The organism is Pantoea phyllosphaerae (assembly GCF_051025595.1).
In the GTDB taxonomy this organism is placed as follows: domain Bacteria; phylum Pseudomonadota; class Gammaproteobacteria; order Enterobacterales; family Enterobacteriaceae; genus Pantoea.
In genome coordinates this window covers 391738-409900 of record NZ_JBPFDE010000002.1, presented here as the reverse complement: position 1 = coordinate 409900, position 18163 = coordinate 391738, and the positions used below count along the sequence as shown (strand labels likewise).

The following is an 18163-nucleotide window of genomic DNA, read 5'->3' as shown; positions in this document are numbered from 1 at the left end:
ACAAAAGGTCGCTACTCGCTGCGCTGCTGGCCAGCATGCCCGACCGAGTTTATTTTCTCGTTTGGTGCCTGGAAAGGGTTATGATAGAAAAAGGCGGTTTGCTCACGACTGACATCAAGGGCGACCGAATGCCAGGCATTCCCCCCCTCTTATTTTTCTTCACAGGTAACAAAGAACATGGCCCTGATCCCCAAAAACTACGCGCGGCTGGAAAGCGGCTACCGCGAGAAAGCGCTGAAAATCTATCCGTGGGTATGCGGGCGCTGCGCGCGCGAGTTTGTCTACTCCAACCTGCGCGAGCTGACCGTTCACCATATCGACCACGACCACACTAATAATCCAGAGGATGGCAGCAACTGGGAGCTGTTGTGCCTCTACTGTCACGACCATGAACACTCAAAGTACACGGAAGCGGACCAGTACGGCACCCGCGTAGTGGCGGGAGAAGATGCGCAAAAAGAGATCGGCGCCGCCACCTATAACCCCTTCGCTGACTTACAGGCGATGCTCAATAAGAAAAAATAGCGCCAGCAGGGGCCGTCTTCTGCGCCGCCAGAAAAGCATAAAAATCCGGAAGCGGGCTCGCTTCCGGATGTCTGGTTTGCATGGCGTGAATCAGAGCGGTTATCTCTTCCCGCGTTAAAAACTCTGCCAGTCCGCTTCATTGAGCAGTGCGACGCGCTGCGGCGCAGGCGTGCGCAGAGGCGAAGGCTGCACCGCTGGCGCGCGCGGCGCGACAGCGGTGTAATCGTTGCCGACGCGGAATTTGCCGACCAGTTCGGTCAGCGTGCTGGCCTGCTCCTGCAGCGACTGCGCCGCCGCCGACGCCTCCTCCACCAGCGCGGCGTTCTGCTGCGTCACATCGTCCATCTGGTTGACCGCCTGATGCACCTGCGCAATACCCTGGCTCTGCTCGACCGCGGCAGCGGCGATTTCGCCGACCAGATCGCTCACCTGACGGATCGCGTCCTTCATCACCTCCATATTGCGGCCTACGTCGCTCGCCTGCGCGGCGCCCGCCTCCGTCAGCTGATGTGAGGCTTCGATCAACGCCTTGATTTCATGGGCGGCGGCGGTTGAACGCTGCGACAGGTTTCTGACCTCGCCCGCCACGACGGCAAAGCCTTTACCGTGCTCACCGGCGCGCGCGGCCTCTACCGCGGCGTTGAGCGCCAGAATATTGGTCTGGAAGGCGATCCCTTCAATCAGCGAAACAATATCGTTTACCTTGCGCGAGCTGCCGCGAATATTCTCCATCGTCGCCAGCATCGTGGTCAGTGATTGGCCGCTCTTCTCAGAGAGGCTGCTGGCGTTGGCCGCCAGCTGGCTCGCCTGACGCGTGTTATCCGCCGTCTGGCGCACCGTCTCGCTCAGTTCGGTCATGCTGGCCGCCGTCTGCTCCAGCGATGCCGCCTGCTGCTCGGTGCGCGAAGAGAGATCTTCGTTGCCTGCGGTGATCTGCACCGAGGCGCTGCTCACCGACTGCGACGCCTGGTTTACCGAGGCGAGCGCCGAGGCGACGCGCTGCATCAGGTGGTTAAAGGCGCGCGCCATATTGCCAATCTCATCGCGGCGGCTTTCATCGGCGTTTAGCGTCAGGTCAAGATTGTCGCTGGCGCGCGTCATTACATCGCCTATCGCTGACAGGCTGCGGCGAATGCGCAGAGTGGTGAAGGCGGAGAAGAGCCCGAACAGCACAACGGTGGCGATGACGCCGCCGATGGTGGCCCACAGCACGGTGGTGAACAGGCTGCGGTTAGTATCGCGCAGCTGGTTGCTGAGGTTAATATTCAGCGTCAGCTGCTTCTGGTTATCGTTAATCAACTGGCGTATTGCCGCACCGATACCCTCATTGCCCTCAATCATCCCGAGCGTCAGGCTGTCCTGGTGCGCATGTGAGGCGGCAAGAAACGCGGGCAGCCGATCGCTAATGGTGCGCAGATCCTCATAGGCGACACGGGTCAGGCGCTTGTCCTCCTCATTAGAGATATTGTTAGCCATGTAGTCATCGATCTGCGATTTGATCTGCGCCAGGCTGGCGGCGATCTCTTTTTCCACGCCTGCAAACTTCGTATCATCGGTCTGGCTTTGATGCTTATAAAGCAGAAGAGCCAGCTGATTACTCTCATCAACCCTTTTCCCTATGTCTTTAATTGAGGGAATGGCGTTGGCCTGGACATATTCGAAGCGATCCTGAAATCCGGACAGCAGTGAGATAGCCAGTATGGCTTGTAAAATAATTGCGCCAAAAAGCAGCGAAAAGGTCAGCAGCAGGCGTTGGGTAATGTTCATCCTGTTCTCCATAAGGTAAGCGTCCCTGTCCTTATGCGATCAGGCAGGGTTTAGCCCTGTTATCATCGGCAGCGCGCTGCCTTTTATTAGTTTTAATCGACGAAACGGTTCACCCACCGGCGTGTCACAATTCCTTCATGGTGACGCTGTAGTTCGCCGTCCCCGCTGCCGATAACCAGAGGAGGTATCTGGAATACCCTTTATCGAATCTCTGGCGCGGCGATTAACCATGACGACTTACGCTTTTCACTCTTCATCTGACGGCCGCGCGCGCGGCCTGGTCAGAAAACCGATGCTCATTATGCTGGTGCTGCTTGGCCTCTCTTTTTGCGCCGCGCTGACCGCGCTGTTCTGCGTGGCCGACGATCTGAATGATAAGGCGGATCTTCGCAGCGGGCTGCTGCTGGGTAAGGCGTTTGCCAGCCGCGAAGAGAGCATGCGCTTTCACCTTAGCGATAACGCCGAATGGGGCGAAGCCTATAACAACCTGCATCGCACGCTGAACCTCGACTGGGCATGGCGCAACCAGAACCTGGGCGAATCACTGTTCAAGACTTTCGGCTATGAGGGCGTATTCGTCATCGCGCCCAATGGCGAAACCCGCTACAGCGTGCTCGATGGCGCGCTGCGCCGCGAGCGCTTTCAGGCATGGCTGGGAGAGGATGTGCTTAATGCGCTGAAGCAGCGGCTACAGCAGAGCGACGGCAAGGCGATAGCGCGGCTGGTGCGCGTGGGTGATGGGCTGGCGCTGCTCGGCGCCGCATGGATCACCCCCGGCGGCGATAGCAGCGTAAAAATAGCAGCGGGTCCGCCCTCAATCATGATTTTTGTCGATCGTCTGACGCCCGCCAAGCTGGAAAGCGCGGGCGCGGAGTATGGCATACAAAAACTCAGCTACGCCGACGCACCGCCCGAGGGCGCAGGCGAGCATGACCGCTATCTTGCGTCGGCGCTGGGCGGTGCCGTGACGCTGAAATGGCAGAGCGACAATCCCGGCGGCGCGCTGCTTACCTGGCTGCTGCCGCTGCTGGTGCTACTGATGTTCGCCACGTTTATTAGCGCCAGCATGCTGATGCGCAACGCGCTGCGCAAAGCGCGCCATAGCGATGTCAGTACTTTTCTGCTGGAGCAGAGCCAGCAGGCGCTGGCCGCGAGTGAGCAGCGCTTTCGCGACGTAGCGGAGAGCACCACCGACTGGATTTGGGAAGCGGACGCGCAGCTGCGCTTTACCTGGATCTCCGGACGTTTTCCCGCCGTCACCGGCTACCATAGCCAGGACTGGCTGCAGCAGCCGCTGCACGCTTTTCTGCTCGACGACGGCGACCTCCCGCAGCGGCTGACGCAGCGGGAACTGTCCGGCGAGCCGCTGACGCTGCTGCGCTGCCGCTACCGATCCGCGCAGCAGCATATCCGCTTCTGCAACCTTACGCTGCGTCCCGTTACCCTGCCACAGGGGAAAAAAGGCTATCGCGGCACCGCCACCGACGTCACGCTGGAGGTGGAAGCCGAGGCGCGCGTGCGCTATCTCTCGCAGTTCGACGAGCTGACCGGATTGCCCAACCGCGCGCAGATGAACGCCTGCCTGGCGGGCAAGCTTAGCGACGCGCTGCATAACGATCGCCCGCTGGCGGTGATAATGATCGATCTGGATAAATTTAAGCCGGTCAACGATCTCTACGGCCACGCGGCCGGCGACAGCGTGCTACATGAGGTTTCCCTGCGCTTTAACGCCTGCCTCAAGGATGCCGGGATGACTGCTCGTCTCGGCGGCGACGAATTTGTCATGATCGTTTCCGATATCCACAGCCAGCAGGCGATCGGCGAGTTATGCAGCCGTATCATCGCTCAAATCAATTTGCCCTTCGCCATCAACGGTAGCGACGTCTTTATCGGCGCCAGCATGGGGATTGCGCTGGCGCCGCAGGATGGCAACGACCCTGGCGAGCTGCTGCGCTATGCGGATATCGCGCTCTATAAAGCGAAAAATACCGGGCGCAACAACTGGGTGTTTTATCAGCGTGACATGGGAGAGAAGATCGTACAGCGGCGCGAAATGGAGCGCGAACTGCGCGAGGCGATCCACACCAACCAGCTGCAGCTCGCCTGGCAACCGCGCTACGACGTCCGAGCCGCGCGCGTCACCGCCGTAGAGGCGCTGGTGCGCTGGCATCACGGGCAGCACGGCGTCCTGATGCCCGATCAGTTTATCCCCCTGGCGGAAGAGACCGGGCTGATTGGCGCGCTGAGCGACTGGGTGCTGCTGCGCGCCTGCGAAGACACGCACCGCGACCTGCCAGGCCTGGCAGTGTCGGTCAACCTTTCCGCGGTGGAGTTTAGCGATAAAGGCCTGCCGCGGCGTATTCGCGCCGCGCTGGATGCCACCGGCCTGCCGAGCAGTCGGCTGGAGATTGAGGTAACGGAAAACGCCATGCTCCAGGATCCCGAAACCGCCCTTGAGGTGATGCAGGCGATCAAGGCGCTGGGGGTGAAGTTTTTAATCGACGACTTCGGCACCGGTTACGCCTCGCTGAACTACCTGCGCACCTTTCCGTTCGACGGCATTAAAATTGATAAATCTTTTATCTTTCCGCTGAATGACTCTTTGCAGGCGCGACGGATTGTCGAGAACATGGTCGGGCTCGGCAAGGCCTACGCCCTGAGCGTGACCGCAGAGGGGGTTGAAACCGCCTCGCAGATGGAGCAGCTCAAACTGATGGAGTGCGACGGGCTGCAGGGCTACTACCTTGGCAAACCTCAGCCGCTGGCGCAGATCGCGGAAACTTACTGCGCTGCGCCAGCCTCGCTGTAGCGATCAGACGCCGCGCCGCGCCTGGTTGCGTCCGCCATGCTTCGCCAGATAGAGCGCCTCGTCTGCTTTTTCGATCAGCGCCTGAGGTTCAGGACGATCGCTTTCGGGCAGAAAGGTGGCGCATCCCGCGCTCAGCGTGACGTGCGCGGCGATGGAGGAGGAGTCATGGGGAATATTGCTTGCGCTGACCGCCTTCACCGCCGCGTTAGCGATGTTCAGCGCATCCGATCCTGAGGCACCCGGCAGGATAATGGCGAACTCTTCGCCGCCGTACCTTGCCACTTTGTCGCTGCCGCGCAGCGGCAGCCCTGCCAGAGCGCTGGCCACCGCTTTCAGACAGGCGTCGCCAGCCACGTGGCCGTAGGTATCGTTGAAGCGCTTGAAGTAGTCGATATCCATCAAAATCAGCGACACCTGCTGGTTGTGCTCCGCCGCGTCGAGCAGGCTCTGCTGCAGGAAATGGTCAAACTGGCGGCGGTTCGCCAGGCCGGTCACGCTGTCGGCATGCGCCAGATTCTCCAGCGAAAGATTCACCGCCGTCAGCTCATCGCGCAGGCGGGTCAGCTCCTGCTGATAGCGCAGGCTGCGTCGCACCTGGCTGAGGATACAGGCGCCAAGCACGCCAATTCCCGCCAGCAGCGCCAGATCGAGCAGCACATTCTCTACCTGCCCTTTAATCCAGCTTCGCAACAGGTTCTGTTTATCGTAGCCTGCCGCCACCACCAGCCCGTAACGCTCGGAGCGGGCAAAACCGAAAATGCGCGCCTGGCCGTCCAGCGCGGCGCGCCACTGGCCACTCCCCTTGTCGGCACTGGCGAGCATCGTCTGAAAGAGGTGGCTGGAGGAGAGATTTTTGCCGATATAGCTGTCCGGCATCGGCCGCGCGTAGAGGACGGTGCTGTCCGCCAGCATCAGCACCAGCACATCCTGCGGCCCCAGTTCATAGTAGCTGTAATAATGACGAAAATAGTCGACGCGGATGGTGGCCAGCAGTACACCATTAAAACCGCCGGAGGCGTCGTTGACCCGCAGTGACACCGGGATCACCAGATCGCCAGTGCTTCGGCTGCGGATCACCGGACCGATATGAACGCTGTCGCGCGCATTCATACGGTGGTAGCGGAAATATTCGCGGTCGGCGTTATTGATGTGTGCCGGGATTTGCCGTGCCGATGTGGCGATCCACTTGCCCTGGGCGTCGTAGTAAAACAGCCCATGCAGCTGGGGCAGCCGGCTCGCCAGCTCCTGCATGGTCTGGCTGAGGGCGCCGCCGTTAACGCCAGTGGCGATTTCGCTTATCAGCTGATGCTGCACTTCGCGCAGTGACAGCTCCGCCTGCAATATGGTGTCGTCCGCCTGACGCGCCTGAGAAAGAGAAAGGTTTACCGCCATCTGTTCAGACTGGATCAGCGTGTCGCGCCAGGCTTCGCGCATCGTCCACAGGTTAAGGCCGGTCACCGCCAGCGTCAGCAGCAGCCCGGCCAATGCGATGCTCTGGGGCAGCGAACGGTTTATCGATGTAGCCCGCTCGCTTCTCCTTTTTAGTTTCATGTCCCGCCTCTTTGAAATGCTTGTAATAAGTTAAGCACATGGAGGCATTACAGCGCAGACGGCGAAGCGGATCCGCGCCGGAAAAATATTTATCGCCGCCGCGTTTATCTTTTAAGCAACCTAATCACCTTTCTAAACAAAATATTCACATATCATTACGTTAACGGATAAGTGGCTAATTCCATGGGCCTTCCTCTCTGACTAAGCGGAACGGCAAACAAAACAACATTTTATGCTGTATCAATTTCGCGGCAACAGGTTCAGACTGTACATTCATCCACTGCCGCAGGCGGTGGCTATTCGCTCTCCGCTCAAGGACAGCATATGACCTATTCGTCTGAAACCATCTGTGCCATATCAGGCTCCTCTCTTCATAATCTGAAGCGCTGGTACCGAAGCGGCCTGATCCATAAAAAGCCATCCGGTTCCGACTGGACTGATGCTCAGCTGCAGGAGGTGATGGAGATGACCCGCCTGACAAGCCAGGGGGCGACGCTGCGTGAGATCAAAATCGCGCAGGCTGGCGCGTACCCTGTGCGCACCGGCGGTTGGGCGGCTCGTCGTGGCGACATGCTCTGGCAGCTCGAATTTGGCAGCGAGCAGTCGCTGGCGGTGCTGCTGCGTAAGTTCGCGAGCAACTTTACCGGCGACGATTTCGTATTACGGCTGTTAGTGCCGCTCAATCAGTGGCTGCAACATGATACGCGCGCGGGTGCCTTCCGCCGTATGGAACGCTTTCACCAGCTGATCATCACCCATGCGGGATCCGTGACGCGCAACGCCACCCGCGCCGCCGCCATTCCGCTGCTGCTGGAAAAGGTCAGTGAGAAGAACCAGACCGATATCTGGCTGGAAGCGATCAGGCTCAGCGGTCAGGGCTTCTGCGTAGAAGTGTGTGTCTCCAGCGACCTTCTCTCATCCACAAGCCCGCACCAGCACCATCTTTACTGGTGCGGCGCCGGCCTGACAGAGAGGCTGCATCAGCACTATCTGGCACGACTGAAGGATGGCCATCCGGTTCTGCTGTGCGGCCCCGATCGCCGCGTACACCATTTATACCCGCAACTGCCTGCGGCTGCCTGAGCGGCCGCCCGCTTCTTTCCCCCTCTGCCTCCTGCCGACGCGTAATCAGCCCGCAACGAGTACACTTACTGAGTCCCTTTCATCAGGAGGTTACTATGTCTCAGCTTTCTCTTCGCTATCGTCTGGGCGATGATGAGGTCGGCCGCGTCGGTTACGGCGCGATGCAGCTTGCTGGCCCCGGCGTTTTTGGCCCGCCAAAAGATGAAGCGCGCGCGATGCAGGTGCTGCGCGACGCCATTGCCGCTGGCGTTCGCCATATCGACACCAGCGATTTTTACGGCCCGCACCTGACGAATCAGCTGATTAAAAAAGCGCTGCATCCCTACCCGGAAGATTTAATCATCGTGACCAAAGTGGGTGCGCGTCGCGATGAGAAAGGCGGCTGGCTGCCCGCTTTTTCGCCGGACGAGCTGGTCAGCGCGGTAGAGGATAACCTGCGCAATCTCGATCTCGGCGTACTGGAAGTGGTGAATTTGCGCAGCATGATCAACCCGCAAAAACCGACAGAAGGTTCTCTTGAGCCGCAGCTCAAAGCGCTTATCGCGCTCAAAGAGCAAGGGGTCATCCGCCATATCGGACTGAGCAACGTCACGGCGCGTCAGGTAGAAGAGGCGCAGCAGCTTACCGAGATTGCCTGCGTGCAGAACCTGTACAACCTCGCCAACCGCGGGGATGACCCGCTGATCGACAAGCTTGCCGCCCAGGGCATTCCCTACGTGCCCTTCTTCCCGCTCGGCGGTTTTACGCCCTTGCAGTCCACCCAGCTCACTCAGGTGGCGCAGCAGCTCAACGCCACGCCGATGCAGGTGGCGCTCGCCTGGCTGCTGCAGCGCTCGCCCAATATCCTTTTAATCCCCGGCACCTCCTCGCCGGAGCATCTGCGCGAAAACCTGGCGGCGGCGGAGTTGACGCTGACGGATGACGCGCTGGCGGTGCTGGATGATATCGGCAATAAAAAGGGCCGCTGACGCGGCCCCTCCCTTTTTCTTCGCCGTTTTAGCGCAGCGCGCCTGAGGTTTCTACAGGCGCCTCGCATCGCTCCAGCGCTATCGGGATGCTTTTATAGGCCGGGATGCCGCTTTCGGTATCGTGACTGTCGAGCGGCACCATCACGTTGGCCTCAGGGTAGTAAGCCGCGACCGAACCCGGCGCCATGTCATACACCACCACCATGAGGTTATCGAGACGCCGCCCGGTGCGGTTACCCTGCGGATCGAGCGCCACCATATTCACCCTATCGCCGACGCGGAACTGGCGTTTCTCCGCCTCCTCCGCCGCCATAAACAGCACATCGCGTCGACCGGTGACGCCGCGATAGCGGTCGTTCAGGCCATAGAGCGTAGTGTTGTACTGGTCATGGCTGCGCAGCGTGGTCAGCACCAGGTCGTGGCAGATTAGCGAGCGGGGATCTTCATTGATGCCCTGCATCACCTTGAACTGCGCCTTGCCGCTCGGCGTCAGCCATTTGCGCTGCGAGGCTGCCACCGGCAGCCGGAAGCCGCCCGGCGTCAGAATGCGGTTGTTGAAATCGTCGAAGCCGGGGAAAACCGCCTCGATGGCGTCGCGGATAAAGCTGTAGTCGCCCACCATTTTGTCCCAGTCGACGCGCGAGTTGCGCAGCGTCGCTTTCGCCAGCCCGGCGACCAGCGCTGGCTCCGATTTGAGATGCGGCGAGGCGGGTTTCAGCGTGCCGCGCGAGGCGTGCACCATCGACATCGAATCCTCTACCGTGACGCTCTGCTCGCCCGACGCCTGGCGATCGATCTCGGTGCGGCCCAGCACCGGGAAGAGATAGTTATGCTTGCCGAGCAACAGGTGCGAGCGGTTAAGCTTGGTGGCCATATGCACCACCAGGTCGAGTTTGCGCATCGCCTCGAAAGTCACCTGCGGATCGGAGATCGCCTCCGCCAGATTGCCGCCCAGGCAGAGCAGCGCCTTCGCTTCGCCGTCGCGCATCGCCTGTATCGCCGCTACCGCGCCGTGCCCGTGTTTCTGCGGCGGCCTAAAGCCAAAGACCTTTTCGATATTGTCCAGCATCCACTGCGGCGGAATTTCGGTGATGCCGACGGTGCGATCGCCCTGAACGTTGGAGTGACCGCGTAACGGACAGATGCCCGCGCCGCGCTTGCCGATGTTGCCGCGCATCAGCAGCAGGTTGGCGATCTGCTGGACGTTCTGGGTGCCATACTGGTGCTGGGTTATGCCCATGCCGTAGCAGATAATGGTGCGCTCCGACGCCGCGTAGAGATGGGCGATATTTTGAATTTCCTCCAGCGTCATGCCAGAGACTTTCAGAATATGCGGCCACTCCGTCGCCTCAAGATCCGCCTTCAGCGCGACAAACCCTTCGGTGTGTTCGTTAATAAAGCTGTCGTCGATCACGCCCGGCTCGCCCGCCGCCAGCGCTTTTTCATGCATCGACAGCAGCGTCTTCATCACGCCTTTCAGCATCGCCGCGTCGCCGCCGACGCGCACTTTGTAATAGGTGGACGCCAGCTGCGTCGACCCCATCGACAGCATCTCAATCGGGCTTTGCGGCGAGGTAAAACGCTCCAGGCCGCGCTCGCGCAGCGGATTGAGCGCCACGATGGTTTTGCCGCGCTTCGAGACGTCGCGCAGGGTCGCCAGCATGCGCGGATGGTTGGTGCCGGGGTTGTGGCCGATACAGAGCACCAGATCGCAGTGATCAAAGTCCTCCAGCTCTACCGTGCCCTTGCCGACGCCGATCGACTGCGGCAGGCCGACGCTGGTCGGTTCATGGCACATGTTGGAGCAGTCGGGAAAATTGTTGGTGCCATATTCGCGTGCGAAGAGCTGCCAGAGAAAGGCCGCTTCATTGGAGGCGCGGCCGGAGGTGTAGAATTCGACGCTGTCGGGATCCTCATAGCTGCGCAGCAGCGCGCCGATTTCGTTCAGCGCCGTCTCCCATTCGATGGGCTGATAGGTATCGCTGGCCGCGTCATATTTCATCGGGTGGGTCAGACGCCCTTCGCCCTCCAGCTCAAGGGCGCTGCGCTGCCAGAGTTCGCTCACGGTGTGCGCGGCAAAAAATTCCGGCGTGGTGCGCTTGCTGGTCGCCTCCCAGGAGACCGCTTTGGCGCCGTTTTCGCAAAATTCAAACGAGGAGCGGTGCTGCGGGTCGGGCCAGGCGCAGCCTGGACAGTCAAACCCTTCCGGCTGGTTAACTTTGAACAGCGCAATCACATCCTGCTTAACGGACATCTGGCCGCGAATCGCATCCGCTACCGCTTTCAGCGCGCCCCAGCCGCCTGCCGAACCGCCATAAGGCGCAATACCAATATTACTGTTTTGTTTTTTCATACGACCTTGCTCTCCAGTGCTTATCCTTTTTAGCGTAGGCGAGCAGATCCTGCGTGCGGCGGCGGCGGTGCTAAAGATGTTAAATTTTTTCTTTCAGGATGTTACCGCGTCTCGCATAGCAGGATCGCCGAGTGCGAGATAGCCGATGCGGTAGTGCTCACCCGGCCCCCCTCCATCAGCGGCAAAATCGACCTGCAGCAGCGACTGGGCCGAAATATTCCAGCCCACCAGCGCGGCACCAGAGTCTATTACGGCAAGATCGCTATAGGGCGCAACGGGCATGTGGCGCAGCGCCGCAAAGCGTGCGTCGCGCAGCGTGGCCACCGGCGGCGTTTTTACCCCCAGCCAGCTTTGCATCACTGGCCAGCCGAAATCCTCCGTCAGCCTGGCGAAGCCAGCGCTCTGCAGGAAGTCGATCATTCCGGCGCTGTCGCGCCAGAGATAGAGCGGCGCGTAGCTGTTCGCCCTGGCACCCTCATCGCGTCGCGCATAGAGATAAGCCTTGAATACCAGGTCGGGAAAGCCGTCGAGCTTTGCGCCGTTCTCCGCGATGCGCCGCTCGATAATCGCCATGTCGTAATCGGCGGGCAGCGTAAAGCGGTAGTGCATCAGGATCATCGCGCCTCCCCGGCGAGCATTTCGCCCTTGCTGAAGCTCCAGTCGCCTGCGGTGTTGAACTGAATCACTACCATCACGTCGTCGGGTGGGACAGCGAGTTGTGCGGCCAGCCGCTGTGTCAGCGTGCGGCAGAACGCCGCCTTCTGCGCTGTCGAGCGCGGCTTTCCGGCCAGCAGCGTAAAGAGGATGAAATCGTCGCTGCGTCCGCCGCTCAGGTAGTGCGGGTCATAAATGCGCTGCGCTGCAGGCAGCTTCTCCACGATTTGAAACCGGTCATGCGCCGGAACGTCGAAGGTCTCGACCAGCGTGCGGTGGAGGATGTCGGAAATGTGCGCGATGCGCGCCTCGCTGGTGCCATCGCACAGCGTAATGCGGGTCAGCGGCATGATGTTTTCTCCTCGGCCCGCTTGTCTTCAGGCAACGTTTCTTCAGGTAAATAGTGCAGCGCAGTCACAGCGGCAGGCCAGCCGGCATAGAACGCCAGATGCGTAAAGGCTTCGCTGAGTTCGCTGCGGCTCAGGCCGTTTTCAGCGGCGAAGCGCATATGCCAGCCGAGCTGTTTCTCGCGCCCCAGCGCGGCCAGACAGGCCAGGGTGATCAGGCTGCGTTCGCGCGGCGTCAGAATGTCGCGCTGCCAGATATCGCCAAACAGCAGGCTGTGGGTTATCTCCGCCAGCTTTGGCGACGCCTGCTGAAGGCTCTCTTTGTCGAGTGTGGTGCTCATGGTCGCTTCCTCGTGATTTATCGCTCACCTGAAGTGTCGCCTTCTGCTACCATCCTGAAAATCAAATTATTCAGCACGGATAATCCCGAAAATCAGGATGGTATGAACAAAGTTCCGGTTTCTTTCGATATGGATGCGCTGCGCAGCTTTGTAACGGGCATTGAATGCGACAGCTTTGCGCTCGCCGCCCAGCGGCTCTGCCGCTCAACCTCCGCCGTCAGCGCGCAGCTCAAAAAGCTGGAAGCGCAGTGCGGTACCGAACTGGTGGTGAAACAGGGGCGCAAACTGGCGCTGACGCCCGCTGGCGAGAGGCTGCTGAGCTACGCGCGCCGCCTGCTGGCGCTCAACGATGAAGCGCAGCGCGCCATGCGCGGCGAGCTGCTGCAGGGCGAGCTGCGTATCGGCATGCAGGAAGATTTTGGCGAATCGCTGATGCCCGCGCTGCTCGGCCAGCTCGCTGGTCAGCATCCGGGTCTCAACATCACGGCGCGCATAGACCGCAACCGCGCGCTGCGTCAGGCGGCGATAGATAAGCAGCTCGATATCGCGCTGCTGTGGCAGCCCGAGCAGGCGCTCGATGAGAGTGCGTTCCTGGGGGAGTCTCCGCTGGTGTGGATCGCTTCGCCGCAGACAGAACTCAGGACGCTGCTGGCGAGCGGCGAACCTTTACCGCTGGTGATGTTTGACGCGCCCTGCCAGATGCGATCCCGCGCCATCGCCGCGCTGGATCGGGCAGGTATTCCGTGGCGCGTTGTCTTTACCAGCCCGAGCCTGAGCGGCATCTGGGCGGCCGTACAGGCGGGCCTCGGCATCACCCTGCGCTCGCCCATCGGGCTGCCGAACAGCCTGCATATCCTGGACGGGACGCTGCCTGCGGCGGGCCGTATCGGCATTACGCTGTGGCAGAACCGCAGTCTGGATGCGCAGGCGCAGCGCCTGCTGCATGACGCCGTTTCCGCTATGCTGCTTCCTTCGCTGCTGCGCTAAAGATTCCCGCTTTAAAAAATTTAGTTTAAATATGTTTCCGGCACGTAAGGTTAAGTCTTTTATATAACTTAACCTTCGCGCTGCGTATTAATTTATGGGGTGATAATTTTCATCGCGTCATTTGTTTAATACGTCAACAAAAAGCGCCTTTAATGGCCTGTTTCCTCTCCGGTTAGCGTTTTTTACTGCGGTTAAGCTCACCGGCAACGTTGCGCCGTCACACCGTCTTAACACAGGCGTCATCAGGCCCGCGCATGCTTTATGGTCAGGTCGTACGGCAGGCACAGCTGATTATAAATAAGCGCGAACAAATCTAAACAAAATAAAAGATTGAGCCCGAATCGCAAAAGCTCTATATTGGCCGCGCCTAAAATCAGGTAACCCGAATTTTTAACATTCATTCAACTGCGGCACAGACGATTGCCCCGGTTGTAGGAGAGATATGATGACGGATAAAGTCCGTATTGATTCTTTAGATGCCACTTCAAACGCAAACAATGAAACCTATTTGGCCCGTCAGGCTGAGTTCGAATCAAACGTCAGAAGTTATCCCCGCAAGTTACCGTTAGCGATCACCCAGGCGAAAGGCGTATGGATCACCGACGCCGACAATAAAGAGTACCTCGACTGCCTGGCCGGTGCGGGTACGCTGGCGCTCGGTCACAATCATCCTGACGTGCTGCAGAGCATCCAAAATGTCATTACCAGCGGCTTGCCGTTACATACTCTCGATCTGACAACGCCATTAAAAGATGCGTTCTCTGAATATCTGCTGTCGCTGCTGCCTGGTCAGGGCAAAGAGTACAAACTGCAGTTCACCGGCCCGTCCGGCGCGGACGCGGTTGAAGCGGCGATCAAGCTGGCGAAAAAAGCCACCGGTCGTTCAGGCGTTATCGCCTTCTCCGGCGGCTACCACGGCATGACCCACGGCGCGCTCTCCGTCACCGGCAACCTGTCGCCGAAAGAAGCGGTCAACGGCATGATGCCTGAAGTCCAGTTTATGCCCTACCCGCACCTCTACCGTTGCCCGCTGGGCATTGGCGGTGAAGCGGGCGTGAAAGCGCTGACCTACTACTTCGAAAACCTGATCAACGACGTGGAAAGCGGCGTGCGCAAACCTGCGGCGGTGATCCTGGAAGCGGTTCAGGGCGAAGGCGGCGTGAACCCGGCGCCAGCCGAGTGGCTGCAGCGCATCCGTAAAGTCACCGAAGAGCACGGCATTCTGCTGATTATCGACGAAGTGCAGGCGGGCTTCGCGCGCACCGGCAAATTCTTCGCCTTCGAGCACGCCGGCATTCAGCCAGACATTATCGTGATGTCGAAAGCCGTCGGCGGCGGCCTGCCGCTCGCCGTGCTGGGCATCAAAAAGCAGTTCGACGCCTGGGCGCCGGGTCACCATACCGGCACCTTCCGCGGCAACCAGCTGGCGATGGCGACCGGCCTCACCACGCTGAAGATCCTGAAAGAGCAGAACATCGCCGACAAAGTGGCGCAGCAAGGCGAGTGGCTGAAAGGCAAACTGGCCGAGATGCAACAGCGCTTCCCGGTGATCGGTCACGTCCGCGGCCTGGGTCTGATGATCGGCATCGAGATCGTCAAGCCGAACGAAGCCAAAGACCAGCTGGGCTGCTATCCGGCGGACGGCGATCTCTCTGCGCTGCTGCAGAAGAAGTGCTTTGAAGCGGGCCTGATCCTCGAGCGCGGCGGCCGTCACGGCTGCGTGCTGCGTCTGCTGCCTTCCCTGCTGATCACTGACCAGGAGCTGGACGTGTTCCTCGACAAGTTCGAGCAGGCGCTGCTGGCCGCTGGCGTGCAGCCGGTTTAAGTGGAGCGGAATGCGATCATGTCTGAATTAAATCCGATCCTGGCGGGCTCAGCCCAGAGCATCGAAGCCTACCAGCAGGTTATTGAGCAGAGCAGCAAAGCCGTCGTCGAGTGGCTGAAGCAGCCTGAAATGTATCAGGGCAAAACCGTCGCGGAACTGCGCGAGCGTATCGCGCTGGACTTCAACCCGACCGGCCTGGGCAACCAGGCCGCCATCGAGCGCGCGGTTGAGTTCTTCCTGAAGGACAGCCTGGCGGTGCATCACCCGCAGTGCGTGGCGCATCTTCACTGCCCGAGCCTGGTGGTCAGCCAGGCGGCGGAAGTGCTGATCAACGCCACCAACCAGAGCATGGACTCCTGGGACCAGAGCCCGTCAGCGACCATCATCGAGATGAAGCTGATTGAGTGGCTGCGCGCGCAGGTCGGCTATGAAGCGGGCGATGCGGGCGTGTTCACCAGCGGCGGTACGCAGAGCAACCTGATGGGCCTGATGCTGGCGCGCGACGCGTTCTTTGCGCGTCAGGGCCACTCTGTTCAGCAGGATGGCCTGGTAGGCGACCTGCGCAAGTTGAAGGTGTTCTGCTCCGAAAACGCGCACTTCTCCGTGCAGAAGAATATGGCGCTGCTCGGCCTGGGCTACCAGTGTGTAACCCAGATTAAAACCGACGAATACGCGCGTATGGATGTGACCGATCTGGCAGAGAAGATTGCCCAGGCGAAAGCCAACGGCGATCAGATTCTGGCGATTGTCGCTACCGCAGGCACCACCGACGCCGGCGCTATCGATCCGCTGCGCGACATCGCCGCGCTGGCGGCCCAGAACCAAATCTGGGTGCACGTCGATGCGGCATGGGGCGGCGCGCTGCTGCTGTCGGAGAAATATCGCGACTATCTGGACGGCCTTGAGCTGGTGGATTCTGTTACCCTGGACTTCCACAAGCAATATTTCCAGACCATCAGCTGCGGCGCGTTCCTGCTGAAAGACGCAGCGAACTACGAGCTGATGCGTTATCAGGCGGCTTACCTGAACTCTGAGTTCGATGAAGAGGCGGGTGTGCCAAACCTGGTGTCTAAATCGCTGCAGACCACGCGCCGTTTCGACGCGCTGAAGCTGTGGATGGGCCTGGAAGCGCTGGGTCAGAAGCAGTACGCGGCGATCATCGATCACGGCGTCACCCTCGCCCAGCAGGCGGCGAAATATATCAGCGCCCATCCGCTGCTGGAGCTGGTGATGAAGCCGCAGCTGGCGAGCGTGCTGTTCCGCTTCCATCCGGAAAGCGGCTGTCACGATCTGGCTGAAACTGCGCTGCTGAATCAGCGGATTGGCGACGCGCTGCTGGAATCGGGCCGCGCCAACGTCGGCGTAACCGAGCACAACGGCGTGACCTGCCTGAAGCTGACGCTGCTTAACCCGACCGTGACGCTGGAAGATGTAAAAGTCCTGCTGGCGCTGGTTGAGAAAACCGCGAAGCCGCTGGTGGGTTAACCTCTACCAGGCATAAGCGAAAGCCGATAACGCAGGTTATCGGCTTTTTTATTGGGAAGAAATTACTCTTTCAGTGATGCGCCGTGGGTGGCGATCACCTCTTTATACCAGTTAAAACTTTTCTTGCGGCTGCGCGCCAGCGTGCCCATTCCGCTGTCATCACGGTCAACATAGATAAAACCGTAGCGTTTGGAAAACTCAGCTTTTGATGCGCTGACCAGATCGATAGGTCCCCAGCTGGTATAGCCCATAACCTCAACGCCGTCTTCAATCGCTTCCCGCACCTGCACCAGGTGGTCGTTCAGGTAGCAGATACGATAATCATCCTTCACTACGCCATTGGCATCGGGGGTGTCCTTCGCGCCAAGTCCGTTTTCCACAATAAACAGCGGCTTCTGATAGCGATCCCACAATACATTCAGCAGCGTACGCAGGCCAAGAGGATCAATCTGCCAGCCCCACTCTGAGCTGGCAAGATGCGGGTTGGGCACCATGTTCAGCACATTTCCACGCTTCTGCTGATGCAACGCTTTATCCGCGGTCACGCAGCCCGTCATGTAGTAGCTAAAGGAGATAAAATCGACGGTTGTTTTCAGCGCCTCGTCGTCAGCGTCAGTGACCTGAAGCTGAATGCCGTTATCGCGGAAAAAGCGCAGCATATAGCCGGGGTAGGCTCCCCGGCACTGTACGTCGCCGAAGAATTGCCAGCTCCGGTTTTCCTGCATCGCTTCAAATACGTCTTCCGGCTTGCAGGTCAGGGGATACATCAGCCCCCCGAGCAGCATGTTGCCGATTCTGGCGTCCGGAATAATTTCGTGGCAGGCCCTCACCACACGAGCACTGGCAACCAGCTGATGATGAATAGCCTGATAAATCTCACTTCTGCTGCTGCCCGCCGGTAAACCGACGCCGGTCAGCGGTGCATGCAAGGACATGTTGATTTCGTTAAAGGTCAGCCACAGCTTGACCTTGTTTTGATAGCGTGTGAACAGCGTACGGGCATAGCGTTCAAAGAAGTCAATGGTTTGACGATTACCCCAGCCACCATAGCGTTTTACCAGCTCCCACGGCATTTCATAGTGGGACAAGGTGACCATTGGCGTAATGCCACAAGCGGCCAGTTCGTCAAGTAAACGGTCGTAATAGGCCAGACCCGCTTCGTTTGGCTGCTGCTCGTCCCCGTTGGGAAAAATACGCGTCCAGGCCAGGGAGATGCGCAGGCAGCTAAAGCCCATTTCAGCAAAAAGGCTGATGTCTTCCGGATAACGGTGATAGAAATCGATGGCAACATCCTTAATGGTGCTGTCACCCGCCACGCGCTCCACTACGGGACCAAAGATACCCTGTGGCTGGACGTCTGACGTGGATAAGCCTTTACCCTCTTCCATGTAAGCGCCTTCAACCTGATTTGCGGCTAGCGCGCCGCCCCATAAAAAATTATTTGGAAACGTCTTCATGAGGTTCTCCT

At 59.5% G+C, this 18163-nt stretch carries 14 protein-coding genes; 7 read left to right on the top strand and 7 right to left on the bottom strand.

Annotated elements, in window-relative coordinates:
• Positions 1 to 177: 177 nt before the first annotated feature.
• Complete coding sequence (gene yajD / locus ACR6A7_RS05120; protein WP_434123750.1) at positions 178 to 525, top strand: HNH nuclease YajD; 348 nt, start codon at positions 178 to 180, stop codon at positions 523 to 525.
• Positions 526 to 639: 114 nt separating this feature from the next.
• Here yajD and ACR6A7_RS05115 read toward each other — a convergent pair whose 3' ends face one another.
• Positions 640 to 2292, bottom strand: a complete 1653-nt coding sequence (locus ACR6A7_RS05115; protein WP_434123749.1) for a methyl-accepting chemotaxis protein — start codon at positions 2290 to 2292, stop codon at positions 640 to 642.
• Positions 2293 to 2521: 229 nt separating this feature from the next.
• Here ACR6A7_RS05115 and ACR6A7_RS05110 point away from each other — a divergent pair, with 229 nt between their 5' ends.
• Complete coding sequence (locus tag ACR6A7_RS05110) at positions 2522 to 5101, top strand: bifunctional diguanylate cyclase/phosphodiesterase (protein WP_434123747.1); 2580 nt, start codon at positions 2522 to 2524, stop codon at positions 5099 to 5101.
• A 3-nt stretch (positions 5102 to 5104) separates the two neighbouring features.
• On the opposite strand, the gene ACR6A7_RS05105 is transcribed toward ACR6A7_RS05110, so the two are convergent.
• Positions 5105 to 6652 carry a GGDEF domain-containing protein gene (locus ACR6A7_RS05105; protein WP_434123746.1) on the bottom strand — a complete coding sequence of 516 codons (1548 nt, stop codon included), beginning with the start codon at positions 6650 to 6652 and terminating at the stop codon, positions 5105 to 5107.
• 324 nt (positions 6653 to 6976) lie between these two features.
• Between ACR6A7_RS05105 and ACR6A7_RS05100 the strand changes: the two genes are divergently transcribed.
• The gene (locus ACR6A7_RS05100; RefSeq protein ID WP_434123745.1) at positions 6977 to 7735 is read left to right on the top strand and encodes a hypothetical protein; all 759 of its coding nucleotides are present in this window, start codon (positions 6977 to 6979) and stop codon (positions 7733 to 7735) included.
• Between the two features lie 95 nt (positions 7736 to 7830).
• Complete coding sequence (locus ACR6A7_RS05095; protein WP_434123744.1) at positions 7831 to 8703, top strand: oxidoreductase; 873 nt, start codon at positions 7831 to 7833, stop codon at positions 8701 to 8703.
• A 28-nt stretch (positions 8704 to 8731) separates the two neighbouring features.
• Here ACR6A7_RS05095 and ACR6A7_RS05090 read toward each other — a convergent pair whose 3' ends face one another.
• From ACR6A7_RS05090 to ACR6A7_RS05075, 4 genes are all read right to left on the bottom strand, one after another.
• On the bottom strand, positions 8732 to 11056 hold the full coding sequence (locus ACR6A7_RS05090; protein ID WP_434123742.1) for an FdhF/YdeP family oxidoreductase: 2325 nt from the start codon (positions 11054 to 11056) through the stop codon (positions 8732 to 8734).
• Positions 11057 to 11149: 93 nt separating this feature from the next.
• Positions 11150 to 11674 (bottom strand): DUF4865 family protein, encoded by a 525-nt coding sequence (locus tag ACR6A7_RS05085; RefSeq protein WP_434123741.1) that lies wholly within the window; start codon positions 11672 to 11674, stop codon positions 11150 to 11152.
• Complete coding sequence (locus ACR6A7_RS05080) at positions 11671 to 12060, bottom strand: tautomerase family protein (RefSeq protein WP_434123740.1); 390 nt, start codon at positions 12058 to 12060, stop codon at positions 11671 to 11673. The genes ACR6A7_RS05085 and ACR6A7_RS05080 overlap by 4 nt, the downstream gene beginning before the upstream one ends.
• A complete protein-coding gene (locus ACR6A7_RS05075; RefSeq protein ID WP_434123739.1) occupies positions 12051 to 12398 on the bottom strand; it encodes a carboxymuconolactone decarboxylase family protein in 348 nt (115 codons plus the stop codon). Before ACR6A7_RS05075 ends, ACR6A7_RS05080 begins: the two co-directional genes overlap by 10 nt.
• Before the next feature lie 102 nt (positions 12399 to 12500).
• On the opposite strand from ACR6A7_RS05075, the gene ACR6A7_RS05070 reads away from it, so the two are divergent.
• The 3 genes from ACR6A7_RS05070 to ACR6A7_RS05060 all read left to right on the top strand — a co-directional run bounded on the left by ACR6A7_RS05070 (position 12501) and on the right by ACR6A7_RS05060 (position 16695).
• Positions 12501 to 13385, top strand: a complete 885-nt coding sequence (locus tag ACR6A7_RS05070) for a LysR substrate-binding domain-containing protein (RefSeq protein WP_434123738.1) — start codon at positions 12501 to 12503, stop codon at positions 13383 to 13385.
• 442 nt (positions 13386 to 13827) lie between these two features.
• A complete protein-coding gene (locus ACR6A7_RS05065; RefSeq protein WP_434123737.1) occupies positions 13828 to 15210 on the top strand; it encodes a diaminobutyrate--2-oxoglutarate transaminase in 1383 nt (460 codons plus the stop codon).
• Positions 15211 to 15228: 18 nt separating this feature from the next.
• Complete coding sequence (locus ACR6A7_RS05060; RefSeq protein ID WP_434123736.1) at positions 15229 to 16695, top strand: pyridoxal phosphate-dependent decarboxylase family protein; 1467 nt, start codon at positions 15229 to 15231, stop codon at positions 16693 to 16695.
• A 62-nt stretch (positions 16696 to 16757) separates the two neighbouring features.
• On the opposite strand, the gene ACR6A7_RS05055 is transcribed toward ACR6A7_RS05060, so the two are convergent.
• Complete coding sequence (locus ACR6A7_RS05055) at positions 16758 to 18152, bottom strand: glycoside hydrolase family 1 protein (RefSeq protein WP_434123735.1); 1395 nt, start codon at positions 18150 to 18152, stop codon at positions 16758 to 16760.
• Positions 18153 to 18163: the final 11 nt, after the last annotated feature.

Excerpts from the sequence above, each read along its gene's own strand:
- ACR6A7_RS05100 (WP_434123745.1), top strand. The coding sequence starts at position 6,977 with ATGACCTATTCGTCTGAAACCATCTGTGCCATATCAGGCTCCTCTCTT.
- ACR6A7_RS05095 (WP_434123744.1), top strand. The coding sequence starts at position 7,831 with ATGTCTCAGCTTTCTCTTCGCTATCGTCTGGGCGATGATGAGGTCGGC.
- ACR6A7_RS05080 (WP_434123740.1), bottom strand. The coding sequence starts at position 12,060 with ATGCCGCTGACCCGCATTACGCTGTGCGATGGCACCAGCGAGGCGCGC.
- ACR6A7_RS05070 (WP_434123738.1), top strand. The coding sequence starts at position 12,501 with ATGAACAAAGTTCCGGTTTCTTTCGATATGGATGCGCTGCGCAGCTTT.
- ACR6A7_RS05055 (WP_434123735.1), bottom strand. The coding sequence starts at position 18,152 with ATGAAGACGTTTCCAAATAATTTTTTATGGGGCGGCGCGCTAGCCGCA.
- yajD (WP_434123750.1), top strand. The coding sequence starts at position 178 with ATGGCCCTGATCCCCAAAAACTACGCGCGGCTGGAAAGCGGCTACCGC.
- ACR6A7_RS05110 (WP_434123747.1), top strand. The coding sequence starts at position 2,522 with ATGACGACTTACGCTTTTCACTCTTCATCTGACGGCCGCGCGCGCGGC.
- ACR6A7_RS05105 (WP_434123746.1), bottom strand. The coding sequence starts at position 6,652 with ATGAAACTAAAAAGGAGAAGCGAGCGGGCTACATCGATAAACCGTTCG.
- ACR6A7_RS05065 (WP_434123737.1), top strand. The coding sequence starts at position 13,828 with ATGATGACGGATAAAGTCCGTATTGATTCTTTAGATGCCACTTCAAAC.
- ACR6A7_RS05075 (WP_434123739.1), bottom strand. The coding sequence starts at position 12,398 with ATGAGCACCACACTCGACAAAGAGAGCCTTCAGCAGGCGTCGCCAAAG.
- ACR6A7_RS05060 (WP_434123736.1), top strand. The coding sequence starts at position 15,229 with ATGTCTGAATTAAATCCGATCCTGGCGGGCTCAGCCCAGAGCATCGAA.
- ACR6A7_RS05090 (WP_434123742.1), bottom strand. The coding sequence starts at position 11,056 with ATGAAAAAACAAAACAGTAATATTGGTATTGCGCCTTATGGCGGTTCG.
- ACR6A7_RS05085 (WP_434123741.1), bottom strand. The coding sequence starts at position 11,674 with ATGATCCTGATGCACTACCGCTTTACGCTGCCCGCCGATTACGACATG.
- ACR6A7_RS05115 (WP_434123749.1), bottom strand. The coding sequence starts at position 2,292 with ATGAACATTACCCAACGCCTGCTGCTGACCTTTTCGCTGCTTTTTGGC.